The following is a 14,512-nucleotide window of genomic DNA, read 5'->3' as shown; positions in this document are numbered from 1 at the left end:
TTAATAAAGTCAAGGTTTCTATTTAATAATAGGATTAAAAGATTAATGGATTCGTATCGTATTTTTTTAAAACAGATAGTAAATCGACTAGCGGAAGTTTGATGGAATATGTGCCTGTATAAGAAGGGCAGATCATACAATCGTCAAAATAGAATTCGATATAAGTATCATTAAGCACAAAGTTGTTTTTGCTTGTAACGAAATCCTCTATAGATATTTCCCAACAGTCATAATAAAGTTCTCCTTTATCTATTTGTTTATTTATATGTTGATTAAGGATGTTTACTAATTCCTCTTCAGAGTCTTGAGTAAAAAAATCTTCATACGTCATAAATACGCCTCTGTTTAAATCAAAATTAAACCCATTAAAAGAATAACTAGGATGCATTGCGCCCGAATAAAAATTTTCTTTGTAAAACAACACGCTTATAAGTTGGTCATTAACGTTATAAATTTTGTAGTCAATAAATCGTTCTTCTCTAAATGTTTTGGCTTCAATGCTATCGCACAACAACTTGCTTTCTAATATGTCTTGCTCAGTTTTTGTAATGTTTATATAATAGTCGTTAATAAAATCGTTGAAATTTTTATGGGTTGGTTTAAAAGATTCATTAAGTAAAGGGTACTTAAAGTTTATGGTATAATCGGTCTTTTCTAGACGGTAGTTTTCAGCGATAATCAATTTTTGAAGTTCTTCACTTTCGTCTTGTTTATCAATTAACTGTTTTTGTTTTATTTCAATTGTTATGGACTTATCTAAGGCTTTAATATCGGCATCTTCAAATCCTACGGTGTCCACAGTAGCTGGATTTATATCTTCAATAATTTCACTATTGATGCTATTTTCTTGATGTTTATCATTTTTGCAATTTGAAAATAATAGGACAAGGATTAGTATGTATATCGACTTCATGTTGTTTTGTTTTTTAAAATTAACTGTATCTGATTCTATGGGGTATTCCTTCAACTTTAATTAGGAAATGGCTTTTATGATTTTACAGCGTCATCTCGTGTTATTTTTAAATCAGGAATTTTTATTAATTCTATAGTGGTGGATGCTAAAACAATTTTACCATTGGTTTTTTCTATTTCTAATCGGATTTTATCGTTTAGGATATGTTTTGTATAGCGTCGCTTTTTAAAGTCTACGATGTATCTTAAATTGAACTGTATCCAATTATCAGTTAATGAAATCGCTAATGTCGGGTCTACTTCTGCGTCTTCAATATAGAATTTGTTAACCACTTCGTTCCATTGTGCCTTTGAGTTCGCTGTATAGTCAGAAAGGGTTTCCGAAGCTATTTTAATGATAATTGATTTTGCTAAATCAATATCGGAACCATAACGAATTGGTAAATTAAATTCATCCCAAATAAATGGGAAATCTTGAGAGTAATTATAAATAGGGCCTTTAAAGACAAAGGCGTTACTCAGTTTTACAATGCGTCCGCTATAATTATCGCTACTTACCCACTGACCAATTTCCATCATTGTGGTGTAAATACTATCGACATCAATCACATCTCCTTTAATGCCGTTAATCTCTATGCGATCGCCAGGTTTATATACTTTGACTAAAAATATATAAATAGAACCTGCAATACTAAGAATCAATTCTTGTAGCGTAAAGGCTAATCCTGCGGTAAATAAACCAATAACAATGGTGAAATCTTTAATAGAACCCGAGAAATAGACGATGGCCAAAAAAATTAAGAGCGCGTAGCCTACAAGCTCTATACCCTTCTGAGCTTTATAGCGTATGACAGTATTAGATATTTTGTTTTTTAAATACCGTCTTATCAATTGAATAGCAATTAAAATAAACGCTAGTATGACCATAAATTTAATAATACTAACGAATAAGGGATTCGTGTTAATCCACTCATTTAATGCTTCCATGTTTATCATTAAAAATCGGTTTATAAATTCTAGAAAGAATCCAATTAAGACTATCGGTTTTGTTGCTAATAGTACCTATTTATTAATCCGCAAAGTTTCTAAATCATCTCAATTATGATACAATAATCTATGCCTATCATCACTATTGTTTATTATGAGTTTTGGTATATTGCTTTAACATTTGCTTTAGTGTTTCAAGATAATCTTCCATAATACTAATTGTCATATCTGGATGTGCTGAAGAAGGAATAGTAATAGGGCTCTCATCTAAAGTTTTGTACAATTCCGGATAATTGACTTCAATACTCGTGGTAAGTCTTATAATTTGATTTTCTATGTTTTGTAATGTATCCATGGCTTTATATTTAAGAATTAAAATTAATCAAAACAGAAATGATTTAAAATGATATATATCAGTGTTTAAAGCCGTTTTATAGTAGTATTTTGCCATCTTCCATTTGAATAATTCGATCCGTTTTATTCGCAAAATCTTCGTCGTGTGTAACGATAAGTAATGATAAATCTTCTTCTTCACTTAAGCGTTTAAAAATATTAAATACATTTTCTGCATTATGACTGTCAAGATTTCCCGTAGGCTCGTCTCCCATAATAATAGACGGATTATTAATTAAGGCACGCGCTATGGCAACACGTTGTTTTTCACCACCAGAAACACGAGAAGCTTGTTTTTTGGCTAAATGTTCAATATTCAACATTTTTAGTTTATCCATAGCATCATGCTCAATCTCTTGATACGATTTCTCTCCTAATTTTTTAGCAGGAAGCATTACGTTTTCTAAAATGGTAAATTCGGAAAGCAAATAATGAAACTGAAACACAAAACCAATATGTTTATTTCGCATATAGGATAAATGTTCACTATCGCTACCAGATATAAGTTTGTTGTCTAAATACAACTCACCTTCATAATCGGTATCCATAGTAGAGAGAATATAAAGTAATGTAGATTTACCACAACCCGATTTTCCCATTATGGATGCAAATTCTCCTTTTTTTACCTGGAAGTTAATGTCTTTTAAAACATGAAACATTACGGGTTTCTTAAAGTATTTATTGATATGTTTTGCTTCTAGTACAGTAGTCATGTTATAGGCCTCTTATAATTTTTACAGGATCAATTTTTTTAGCTTTTTTGGAAGGCAAATACCCAGCAAGAAAGGTTGAAAGCATAGCGAATGAAAAACCGATTATAAAGAATGATGGTTGAATGTTAATGGGATAGGTTTTTACAGTTGGTATCGCTTCTGTTTCAAAAGGAACGGTTGCTATTAAGCTAGATAAACCATAACCAATGAGCAAGCCCAAAACACCTCCGACAAAACCTATAATCATAGCTTGACTCATAAATATGAGTTGCACATCTTTACCCGAAAATCCAATAGCTTTTAATATGGCGATATCATTCATTTTTTCATAAATAAGCATGTTTAAAATGTTGTAAATACCAAAGCCAGCAACAATAAGTAATGTTATAGATACGGCATAAGTAATAAGGTTTCTAATGTCAGTACCTGTTTCAAATTGTGCGTTAGCGGTTTTAATATCTATCGCTTTTAAATCGAATTGTTGTTCAATCTTTTGCGCGAGCGGTAAGGCGTTTTCAATATCGTAAAGCTTCACATTAATATCTGTGATATAATTATTGGCTTCACCTAAGATCCGTTGTACTGTTTTTATATTGCTAAAACTTTGTACAGCATCTAAATCAGCAATACCACTCTGATAAAAACCGACAATTTTTAGAGGAAAAATGCCTCCCTTAATCGGACTGACTTGTACACGGTCTCCCACTTTTAAAGCCATTTTTTTTGCAATACCAATACCTAATAAAATACTATTATCGGTGTTATGTAAGGCTTCAGCTGAGCCTTCAACAATATAATCGCCCAAATTAAAGAGTTCAACTTCGCTCAAAGGATTTATTCCTGTTAAATTTCCGGCGAGTTCAATAGAACCAGCCATATAAAAAATTTGAGTTTTAACCTGTGGAAGAGCGCCTCTAACCGCATCATCTTTTTCTAAAAACTTAATAATAGGTAAACCATTATGGATTTTTTTCTGACTCAATTTTGGTTTAATAGAATGCACGACGTTAAAACTTTCCTTTAAATTATCATATAAAGAAATGGGCTGCTTTTCTGAGGGTTCTATTTCGTTGTAAATATGAATGTGAGGTGTTTGGTTTAAGACTAGATTATCTAACATGGTATTTAAACCGGTCATAAAACACACCAAAGTAATATATGAGCCTATACCAAATGTAACTCCAAGTGCAGCAATAGCTGTTTGCTTAATTTTAGTGAGCAAATGGGTTTTTGCGATACTTAAAATGATGTTCCAATTAACCATTAGTTTTGTTTATAAACATAAGTGTCTTTGCTGATTCCTGACACTATTTCGATGTAATCCATATTCTCTAAACCTGTTTTTATGGTTACAATACCTTCATCTGTTTTAACTTTATTCCCATCAATGAGATATGATTTGGGTAGGGTTAAGACCTTTTCTTTTTTAGCAATAATGATATTAGCTTCACCAGAAAGTCCAGGATATAACACTTTTGGTTGTTCTACAAAAATAGCTTCGACTTTAAAGGTTTGGTTTCGTTCATCTTTTTTAGGATATATTTTTGATATTTTTCCTTTAAATAAAACAGCGGCATAAGCATCTAAACTTATTACCACTTCTTGGTTTAATGCGATACGCACAATATCAACTTCATCTACCAAGAGCTCTATGATAAACCGATTAGCACTACCAATGCTCGCAATAGGTTCCATGGTGGTTACAATTTCACCAGGTTCTTTGTATAAAGCGTAAATTTTGCCATTAATTTTACTCTCTACGGTAAAATCTTGGTTCAGAATAGAAGACGATTGGTAATTGTTTTGAGCTTGTTTTACAGCTGTATTTAGTTCGTTTTTTGTTCTATTGTATTTATTGCGCAAGAGCTTTAATTGCGTTGAAGCCAGCTCATAATTAAGTTTTTTTGTATCGTATTGTACTTTAGACCCAATATGTTGATCCCATAGATTTTTTTGTCTGTGGTAATTGATAGAGTCATTTTTATAAGTCAGTGTGGCTGCGGTTATTTCATCTTCAATACTGCTTAGAATAGCAGCACTACCTGTATAATTTTGTTGAGCTAGATGTAATGCTAGTTTAGCATTCTGACTATTTATTTCTGGTGTACTATTAATGATTTGCATTAGCGGTTTACCTTTAGAAACCAAATCGCCTTCTTCAACTAAATTAGCGTCTAATATGCCAGAGACAATAGCATAAACTTGATATAAGCTATCGGGTTGTATAATAGCAGAAGAATATACGGCTTCGGTTAAGGCACGCTCCTCAGGTAAAATTTTTTCTTGCTTAGTTCCGCAAGAGAGCAAGATTAAAAAAATGAATAGAACGCTATAGAATTTCATTACAAGTTATTTTAGCTTTATTAAAGACTATTTATTTAGCCGTTGTTTATTTCTTTAATTCTATATCGAGTTTAGCGAGTAATATTAATTCCGACTTATTTTGCCCAGAAAAACTTGTAGTAATAGCAGTTGCCGTGTTTAAAATTTTAGAATTAATAGTTTTATTGAACAACGCATAATGCGCACGTTTAAAATCAACAAAATGTTGAAAATAGGTATTAGAATCTTCTGCTTCATTAGCTTGTAGATGTTTAAAGGTTTCTAAAATGGACTTTGCGTCTTCATTTTCTGATAACCAATCTTTATAAACAAGAGTTTCCAAGATCTTAAATTCTTCATCTTTTATGCCATTATCTGTTGCTGCAATTGCATAAAAGAGATGACCAAGTCTTCTATAAAATTCTAAATGAGTGTCTGAGTTCAAAATTCTATGTTTTAAACACTAAAAATAAACAGTTTCATTCTCTATTTATATGATATAAATCAGTTCGGAAGGTTCTGTGATAACTTAGCAATTCAAAATATTAATAATTAATTAGGAATAATTACCTTAGTCGCTTTCAATAAAAAGCAATCACTATGTTTGAGCAAGACCAAGATATTTTTAATATTCTTTTAGATTCTATTTCTGAAGGGGTTGTTGTGGTTGATGAACATCAAAACATTGTTGAGGTTAATAAAGCTGGTGAAATTATGTTTGGCTATGATGAGGATGAGCTTTCTAATCAATCCTTAAATGTTTTAATTCCAGAGAATTATCATGCAAACCATGGTGCGCATTTTAAAGGTTTTGTTAGAGAGCATAAACAGCGTAGCATGGGACATGGCCGTGACATCTATGGCGCAAAAAAGGATGGGAGTATTTTCCCTATTGAAGCGAGTTTAAATCCGTTTACCTTTAATGGACGTAATTTTATTATGACATTGGTCATTGATATTACAGAACGAAAAAAATTAGAACAAGAAAAAAATCATTTAGCTAAAATATTTCTCGAATCTCTAAATGAGATTTATGTTTTTGATGCCAAAACCTTAAATTTTATTAATGTTAATCAAGGTGCTGAAAAAAACATAGGTTATAGTGTAGAAGAGCTTAAGTCTATGACGCCTTTGGATATTAAACCCAATTATACGGAAACTAGGTTTAGGAAGGAAATAGAAACGCTTAACAATGGTAGTGTTGAAAAAATAGAGTTTGAAGCCATACATCAACGGAAGTGCGGCAGTACTTATCCTGTTAGCATTCATTTACAACGTTCTAAATTAGGTAATAGAGATGTATATGTAGCTATTATCTTGGATATTACAGAACAAAAAAGTTATACGGAACGCTTAGAAAAAACAGTTGCTTTAAGAACGGATGAATTAAAAACCGCTTTAGCCGCTGAAAAAGAACTTAACGATTTAAAAACGAAATTTCTATCCATGGTGTCTCACGAGTTTAAAACACCATTAAGCGGAATTTTAACATCAACAATGTTGTTGGGTAAATATAAGCTGACGGAGCAACAAGATAAGCGCGAAAAACACATCATGACTATTACGGATAAAGTCCAATATCTTAATGTTATTTTAAATGATTTTCTTTCTGTAGAAAAACTCGAAAAAGGAAAAATTAATTATAAGTTTTCAAACTTTAAAATAAGTAAGGTTTTAAATGAAGTTATTTATAATGCCAATATGATTTTAAAAGATGGGCAACACATTAACTATCCAGAAAAGATTGATGATTTGTCCCTATTTCAAGATGAAAAAATAGTAGAATTAGCCTTATCTAATTTAATATATAACGCTATCAAATATTCATCTGAAAACACTATTATAGATATTGAAATTTCTCAGAATAAGGATACAACCATTTTTAAAATAAAGGATAATGGTATTGGTATTCCTAAGAAAGATCAGAAAAACATATTCGATCGTTATTTTAGAGCGGAAAACGCTCTTCTGATGCAAGGTACAGGTATTGGATTAAATATCGTTAAAGACCATTTAGAGAATTTAAAAGGTAATATTACATTTACAAGCATTGAGCATAAAGGCTCAACGTTTACTATTGAACTTCCAAACAAAGCACAACCATGAAAAAAGTATTATTAATAGAGGACGATACCGTATTAAGAGAAAATACAGCCGAATTATTAGAACTTTCAAATTATGAAGTTCTTACAGCTGTCAACGGAAAAGTTGGTCTCGAAATGGCAAAAAATAATAAGCCAGATATCATTGTTTGCGATATTATGATGCCTATTCTCGATGGTTATGGTGTTTTAGAAGGATTGTCTAAAGACAGTGAGACTAAGTTTATTCCTTTTATTTTTTTATCTGCCAAGACAGAACGACACGATGTGAGAAGAGGTATGGATTTAGGTGCGGATGACTATATTACCAAACCCTTTTCAGAAGACGAAATTATAAATGCCATTGAAAGTAGAATGGCAAAAGTGGCACTTTTGAAAGAAGAACATGAGTCTCTTCAAAATGCCACATCAACTAATGAGGATGAATTAAGAACTTTAAGTGACTTAAAAAACTTTTTTGATGATCATGGTACAATTTCTAATTATAGTAAAAATGATATTGTTTATAAAGAAGGCCATAACTCTAACTTTATCTATCTCATCTTAAAAGGTGTTGTTAAGTGCTATAAATTTGATACAAAAGGAAAAGAATTGACAACGGCACTTCATGCAGAAGATGACCTTTTTGGCTATACGTCTTTTACCCAAAATATACCCTATAGAGAAACTGCAATTGCCATGAAAGATTTAGAATTGGCAGGCGTTTCTAAGTCTGAATTAACCGATGTGTTAGAGAATAACCACAAACTAACATTAGAAGTAATTCAATTATTAACCGAAGATATTACTGGTGTTAAAGATCAATTACTGCAAATGGCTTATAGCTCTGTGCAACGTAAAACAGCCTCAACAATTTTAAGGTTTGCTGAAAAGTTACATTCAAACCCAGGTGATCCCATTGTAATTTCTAGAAATGATTTAGCAAGTGTTGCAGGTATTGCTACTGAAACATTAATTAGAACGATGTCCGATTTTAAGAAAAAAGGAATTATAGATATGGAAGGTAGAAATATTAAAATTCTAGATCTTCAAAAATTACATGATATCAATTGATTATTAAACATATTTTTCAATAAATTCATTTAAACTTTTGGTTTTTAACAAATTAAAAACGCTTAAAAAGATCAATATGACCAATATCATATTTTAATTATCCTCATCGATTTAGATTTGTATCCACTAAGAAATTTAAACGATGAACATTTTATTACCAACAGATTTTTCTGAAAACTCGTGGAATGCCATTTCTTATGCCATTGACTTTTTTGAGCCAGTAGCATGTAATTTTTATCTGCTTCACGTTAATAGAGTAGATACCTTTATGTCGGGTGATGGTGGCTATGTGCCAACGGCAGATCAAATTGAGGAAATATATGTTAAACCTTCAAAGCTTAAATTAAGAACGTTACTAAAAGAAATTGATGAACACCATAAACCTAATAAAAATCATAAGTTTTATACGTTAAGCGATTATGGTTTTTTCTTAGAATCAATTAGAAAATATGTAACTAAGAAAAAGATAGACTTATTAGTAATGGGTACCAAAGGTGCATCAGGATTCAAAGAATATATTGTAGGCAGTAATACTGGCGACGTTATAACAAAAGTGAAATGTACAACATTGGTTGTTCCAGAAGATGCAAAATATAAAGGGCTTAAGGAAATAGCGTTTCCAACAGATTTTAACCTCTCTTACGACTTAATGGCACTTCAGCCATTTACAGATATCTTAAAAACTGTAGAAGCGAGTTTACACATCATTCATATTCAGAAAAAGGATGCTAAGCTAAATATAGAACAGCTTGAAAATAAAGATGTATTAAGCGATTATTTTGAAGAATTTAAACCTAGCTTTCATTATCTAACTAATGGTAAAGTAGAAGATGCTATACAGTGCTTTGTGGAGAGTAGAGATATTAATATGATTGTCATGGTTGCTAAGAATCTCAACTATTTTCAGAGTATACTATTTCATTCTAATGTAGAAAAAATTACGTATCACACAGACATACCATTTCTAGTTTTACATCAATAAAATATTTAAATTATGGGAAATTCAATTTTTTTAGCAAAGTTTTGGGGATGGTATCTTATTATTTTCTTTTTAATCTTAAGTCTAAACCCTAAACGTATTAAGCAGATTTTTAACGATCTTAAAGATGAAAAATTTTTAATTGTTTTTTCATTCATTGCCATAATTGTAGGACTATTAAATGTGCTGTTTCACAATATATGGGAACCGAACTATAAACTAATTGTGACGCTAATTGGTTGGTCATCCTTATTTTTTGGATTAGCCTTATTTATGTTTCCAAAACCAACGGTGTATTGGCTCGAGATTATTAACATAAAAATGGTGCAAGTGATTTATACCTTATTGTTTTTAATTGGTCTCTTTTTGCTTAATGTGGTTTATAATATTGTTCCTGTATAGTGCGCTTTAAGTTGAAGTAACTATTGAAAAAATCAAATACAATATTAAGGGATATACATTTTATTTGCTATTAATCATTTAAGGCATCCAGCTAAACGAAGTTGGATGTCTTTTATTTTATAATAGTGTCATCTGATATATATCATTGTTTTTAGTGTTTCAGTACTTTAACTTTAGTAACGTAATTTAAAACAATCATTATGTTAACTGTTCTACTTCCCACCGATTTTTCCGAAAATTCTCGGAATGCTATTAATTACGCTGTACAATTATTAAAGAATGAAAAGTGTACGTTTTATTTATTTAACGCGTATACACCTGTTATTTATCATGTGGAATATGTTCTTGGTTATCCTGCCCAATTTGGTTTAGGAGATGCTGTTAGAAATACATCACAGAACAATTTGAATGCTATAGTTTCAACACTTAAGGACACCTATGATAACGATAATCACAAGTTTGAAACTTTTGCAAGATTCGAAACGCTAGTGTCGGGCATTAAAGAGTTCGTCGAAGAGTATAAAATTGATTTTGTAGTTATGGGAACTAAAGGGGCTACTGGTGCAAAGGAAGTTCTATTAGGCTCAAATACCGTGCATGTGTTTAAAGAGATAAAATGTCCTATTTTGGCAGTTCCATCAAGTTTTTCTTTCGAAGCTCCTCACGAGATTTTATTTCCTACTGATTTAGATGTGGAGTATAACGATTCGACCCTTAAAATTCTAAAAGAATTAGTATACTCAAACCATGCTAGACTAAATGTTTTACATGTATCAACAGGTTCTGAGCTTAACGAGAAACAAAAATCAAATAAAGAAAAATTAAAATTAGTATTTAAGAATTCAGCTTTTCTATTTCATCAGTTCAAAAGCATGGAAATAACTGATGCTATAAATGAATTTCAAATAAAACAGAAAATCAATCTCTTAGTGATGATAAATAATAAACATTCTTTCTTTGAGAATCTGTTCTTTAAAAATAAAATTAACCAGATTGGGTTTCATTTAAATGTTCCTTTTTTGGTTATTCCTTGTGAAGCTTGAGATGTTATTTGATACTAAAGGTTCTGAAGGCGGCTTTAGCATTTTATAATAGTATTGATTTTAATAATTCTTTTAAACTTAGATTATGAATATTGACGATATAGACATTATAAAATACTCTGGCGAAAAAGTGAAATTTTCGTTAGATAAATTACGTGTATCTCTAAAAAGAACAGGAGCAGATGATACTATTATTAATCAAATCCTAGATAAAGTGAGAGATGAATTGTATCAAGGTATTTCAACTAAAGAAATTTACAACAGAGCATTTGCCTTACTTAAAAAAGATAAGCGCTGTTTTGCTTCAAAATATAAACTAAAAAAAGCACTATATGAATTAGGACCGACAGGTTTTCCTTTTGAGCATTTTGTAAGTGCAGTGTTAAATTATTCAGGCTACAAGACAGAGGTTGGTAAAATTTTGCAAGGAAAATGTGTTTCGCACGAAATTGACGTCATCGCCCATAAAAATTCAGAGTCAACCTTAATAGAATGCAAATTTCATAGTGAGCAAGGGCTTAATTGCAATGTAAAAATTCCTTTATACATCAACTCAAGGTATCAAGATGTAAAAGCCAATTGGAATAAAAACTCTAAAGATAATGCCGCATTAACCAAAGGCTGGGTGGTAACCAATACACGGTTTACAAAAGACGCTTTACAATATGGTAGTTGTTGTGGCTTGTATTTATTGAGTTGGGATTTTCCATCAAACAATGGTCTCAAAGATAGGATAGATCGCTTAGGATTATACCCAATAACCGTATCTACACTGCTGAACCAAAGAGAAAAGCAATTTCTCCTTAGTAGATCTATTGTGTTGTGTAGAGATTTAATTAACGATAAGTTTTATTTAGATCATCTTGGAGTTTCCGAGACACGGAAAAAGAAAATTTTAAATGAAATCTCTCAATTGTGTGCCTAATTAAATAATAAATCATGGAAAAATTTGCGAAAATCAATTTTTTGGGAGCAGCAGGAGTTGTTACTGGATCAAAATTTTTAATTGAAACTTCAGAAAAAAACATACTGATAGATTGCGGTATGTTTCAAGGTCTAAAAGAACTAAGAAAACTCAATTGGGAGGATTTACCTATAGATGTGGCAGCTATTGATGTTGTTTTGTTAACTCATGGTCATTTAGACCATGTTGGTTATCTACCACGTTTATTAAAACAAGGATTTAAAGGTAAAATTAAAGGGACTGCTCCAACGCTTGCCATTGCAGAAATAATATTAAAGGATAGTGCTAAAATCCACGAAGAAGAAGCTAATAAAGCCAATAAGGAAAAGTATAGCAAACACAATCCTGCGTTGCCATTTTACACTATTAAAGATTCTGAAAATACTATAAAGAAATTTGAAATAGAGCTTGTGGATAAATGGATTCAGTTATCAGAACATATTTCTTATCGATTTCAGTATAACGGCCATATAATAGGGGCTACATTTATAGAAATTGAAATAAACGGTAAGCGCTTTGTGTTTTCTGGAGATATTGGTAGGCGGAATGATTATTTACTCAATGCTCCCAAAAAACCAGAATGGGCAGATTTTTTATTTATGGAAAGTACCTACGGAAACAAAATACATCCAAAAGAAAATGTTGAAGATGTCCTAACAGAAATCGTTTTAGAGACTCTACAAAAAAAAGGCAATTTAATTATTCCAAGTTTTGCCGTAGAACGATTACAAACACTGATGTATATTCTCTGGAAGTTGTATCAGCAAAATAGAATTCCAAATATTCCAATTTTTGTAGATAGTCCAATGGGTAATAATGTTTTGGATGTTTTTAAACGTTTTCCGAAGTGGCATAAATTAGCGATGCAAGATTATGATGCTATGTGCAATCATGTCAATATTATTCAATCGTATAAAGAAACTTGGGAAACTATTGACGACAAAAGATCTAAAATTGTTATTGCTGGTAGTGGCATGGTTACAGGCGGACGCGTACTCACATATTTGCAGCAGCTTATAGATGAGCCAACAACGACTGTGCTGTTAGTGGGTTATCAAGCAGAAGGTACACGAGGTAGACAACTTTTAGAAGGGGCACACGAGATTCGCTTTTTTGGTAAATACTATCCTGTAAAAGCTACTATAAAAAGTATTGAGAGTCTATCAGCACATGCCGACCAGCAAGATTTGTTAGATTGGGTAAGTGATATAAAAAATGTACCTGAAAACATATATTTAATTCACGGAGAACCAACAGCTCTCGATGCTTTTAGAGTGAAATTAAAAGATAAATACAATTGGAATGTGACTATTCCGAAATTGACAGATGTTGAAAAAGTAATGCTATAAAAAATAAGTAAGCAATTATTGGTTGAACTGACATTCGTCATTTTAGTTTTTAGTTATAGGTATTAACTTAGTACTTAAATTAATAATTAACCCAAAACCTATGGAAATCATGAAAACCACACAAACAAACTTACGCCATGCAGAATGGTTGAGTGCAGAAGAAATGCACATAGTGTCTAAAGAATGGTTGTCTGAATTGAATTTTATAAAAGATGAACATCTGTTTTTTGAAGATTTAGTAACACATTTTACATCTCAATTAATAGCATCTGATAAGTTTTCTGATAGTAAAGAAATTGTAGATGCCATTAATAGATCAGAAAAGCATAACAATAAACTAATAGAGGCTGTTAAAATGCATGAAAATGAGTTAGAAATAATGGTGGATGGCATTGATCAAAAAGAAGCGGAAAAAGCATATACTAAAGAACATCAGGATTTAGTCATTGGGATTAAAGACTTCTTAAAAGAGTATAAGTCATTGAAAACACAACTTTTTGATATTATAAAAAACATCAAAAAAGAAGATAAAAGAAGTCATCTGCTAGATAGGGAATGAAATATCAAGAAAAATTTAATCGTCTATGAGTTGTATAGAAGAGGAAGATAGGCAAAATAGACGCTCTGAGTTTTTGATTGTAAAGGATTATAAATGCTTTTAGTAAACATACTAAAAGCATTTTTTTTTGCTAAAAATCTTACGCTTAATTTCATCATTAATTTATGTAGTGCGCTAAATCTTTTCTGTTTGAAGAGTGTATGTTTATATATTATTTTAATAATCTCTAGAGATTTAGTTCACTTTGTATTTAAAACAATATATAAATGGTATTGCCACAGGAATTAGTGTCTACGAAAATAGCTTAAATGGAGGGCCATGGCAAGTTGAGGGTGTTTTTACTAATGTTTCTGCAGGTGAACATGACATAACAGCAAGAGATAAAAACGGTTGTGGAAAAACAACAGAGTCTATTTTTGTTATCGACTATCCATTGTGTTTTACACCTAATGGAGATGGTAATAATGACGCATGGAACATTCAAGGTATTGGTAGTAAAGCATCAACTTATATTTATGATCGCTACGGTAAACTGCTAATTCAAATGAATCCTGATGGAGAAGGATGGAACGGAACATTCAATGGTAATGCTTTGCCAACAAGTGACTATTTTACTGTAGAGTATGATGAACCAAGTAGCGGCTTACGTAAAGAGTTTCAATCACATTTTGCTTTGAAACGGTAGTTTCAATTTAAAAGCAATTTATATAGAAAGCTGAATGTCTCTAAGAGCC

The 14,512-nt window shown here is 31.3% G+C and carries 16 protein-coding genes; 9 read left to right on the top strand and 7 right to left on the bottom strand.

Annotation, left to right across the window (positions count from 1 at the left end):
* Positions 1-34: 34 nt before the first annotated feature.
* The 7 genes from ADIWIN_RS06920 to ADIWIN_RS06890 form a co-directional block, all read right to left on the bottom strand.
* Positions 35-913 (bottom strand): RsiV family protein, encoded by an 879-nt coding sequence (locus tag ADIWIN_RS06920; RefSeq protein WP_020894322.1) that lies wholly within the window; start codon positions 911-913, stop codon positions 35-37.
* A gap of 74 nt (positions 914-987) precedes the next feature.
* Positions 988-1,908 (bottom strand): mechanosensitive ion channel family protein, encoded by a 921-nt coding sequence (locus ADIWIN_RS06915; RefSeq protein ID WP_040756685.1) that lies wholly within the window; start codon positions 1,906-1,908, stop codon positions 988-990.
* A gap of 133 nt (positions 1,909-2,041) precedes the next feature.
* Positions 2,042-2,254 (bottom strand): hypothetical protein, encoded by a 213-nt coding sequence (locus ADIWIN_RS06910; RefSeq protein ID WP_020894319.1) that lies wholly within the window; start codon positions 2,252-2,254, stop codon positions 2,042-2,044.
* Between the two features lie 76 nt (positions 2,255-2,330).
* A complete protein-coding gene (locus ADIWIN_RS06905) occupies positions 2,331-3,005 on the bottom strand; it encodes an ABC transporter ATP-binding protein (protein WP_020894318.1) in 675 nt (224 codons plus the stop codon).
* Position 3,006: 1 nt separating this feature from the next.
* Entirely contained in the window at positions 3,007-4,269 is a 1,263-nt protein-coding gene (locus tag ADIWIN_RS06900; RefSeq protein ID WP_020894317.1) for an ABC transporter permease, read from the bottom strand.
* Positions 4,269-5,348, bottom strand: coding sequence for an efflux RND transporter periplasmic adaptor subunit (locus ADIWIN_RS06895; RefSeq protein ID WP_020894316.1), 1,080 nt, complete (start codon positions 5,346-5,348; stop codon positions 4,269-4,271). The genes ADIWIN_RS06900 and ADIWIN_RS06895 overlap by 1 nt, the downstream gene beginning before the upstream one ends.
* A gap of 46 nt (positions 5,349-5,394) precedes the next feature.
* Positions 5,395-5,772, bottom strand: coding sequence for a hypothetical protein (locus tag ADIWIN_RS06890; protein WP_020894315.1), 378 nt, complete (start codon positions 5,770-5,772; stop codon positions 5,395-5,397).
* Positions 5,773-5,927: 155 nt separating this feature from the next.
* On the opposite strand from ADIWIN_RS06890, the gene ADIWIN_RS06885 reads away from it, so the two are divergent.
* The 9 genes from ADIWIN_RS06885 to ADIWIN_RS06845 all read left to right on the top strand — a co-directional run bounded on the left by ADIWIN_RS06885 (position 5,928) and on the right by ADIWIN_RS06845 (position 14,463).
* Positions 5,928-7,433 (top strand): sensor histidine kinase, encoded by a 1,506-nt coding sequence (locus ADIWIN_RS06885; protein ID WP_020894314.1) that lies wholly within the window; start codon positions 5,928-5,930, stop codon positions 7,431-7,433.
* Positions 7,430-8,482, top strand: coding sequence for a response regulator (locus tag ADIWIN_RS06880; RefSeq protein ID WP_020894313.1), 1,053 nt, complete (start codon positions 7,430-7,432; stop codon positions 8,480-8,482). The genes ADIWIN_RS06885 and ADIWIN_RS06880 overlap by 4 nt, the downstream gene beginning before the upstream one ends.
* Positions 8,483-8,624: 142 nt before the next feature.
* Complete coding sequence (locus tag ADIWIN_RS06875) at positions 8,625-9,464, top strand: universal stress protein (RefSeq protein WP_020894312.1); 840 nt, start codon at positions 8,625-8,627, stop codon at positions 9,462-9,464.
* Positions 9,465-9,476: 12 nt separating this feature from the next.
* Complete coding sequence (locus tag ADIWIN_RS06870) at positions 9,477-9,863, top strand: hypothetical protein (protein WP_020894311.1); 387 nt, start codon at positions 9,477-9,479, stop codon at positions 9,861-9,863.
* A 200-nt stretch (positions 9,864-10,063) separates the two neighbouring features.
* Positions 10,064-10,906, top strand: coding sequence for a universal stress protein (locus ADIWIN_RS06865; RefSeq protein WP_020894310.1), 843 nt, complete (start codon positions 10,064-10,066; stop codon positions 10,904-10,906).
* An 85-nt stretch (positions 10,907-10,991) separates the two neighbouring features.
* Complete coding sequence (locus tag ADIWIN_RS06860; protein WP_020894309.1) at positions 10,992-11,831, top strand: restriction endonuclease; 840 nt, start codon at positions 10,992-10,994, stop codon at positions 11,829-11,831.
* A gap of 14 nt (positions 11,832-11,845) precedes the next feature.
* Positions 11,846-13,219, top strand: coding sequence for an MBL fold metallo-hydrolase RNA specificity domain-containing protein (locus tag ADIWIN_RS06855; protein WP_020894308.1), 1,374 nt, complete (start codon positions 11,846-11,848; stop codon positions 13,217-13,219).
* Between the two features lie 109 nt (positions 13,220-13,328).
* Complete coding sequence (locus tag ADIWIN_RS06850; protein WP_040756710.1) at positions 13,329-13,778, top strand: hypothetical protein; 450 nt, start codon at positions 13,329-13,331, stop codon at positions 13,776-13,778.
* A gap of 244 nt (positions 13,779-14,022) precedes the next feature.
* Entirely contained in the window at positions 14,023-14,463 is a 441-nt protein-coding gene (locus tag ADIWIN_RS06845) for a T9SS type B sorting domain-containing protein (RefSeq protein ID WP_020894306.1), read from the top strand.
* Positions 14,464-14,512: the final 49 nt, after the last annotated feature.

The organism is Winogradskyella psychrotolerans RS-3 (assembly GCF_000427335.1).
GTDB classification, from domain to species: domain Bacteria; phylum Bacteroidota; class Bacteroidia; order Flavobacteriales; family Flavobacteriaceae; genus Winogradskyella; species Winogradskyella psychrotolerans.
The sequence above is the reverse complement of the archived record's forward strand: the minus strand, read 5'-3'. Positions and strand labels throughout refer to the sequence as shown.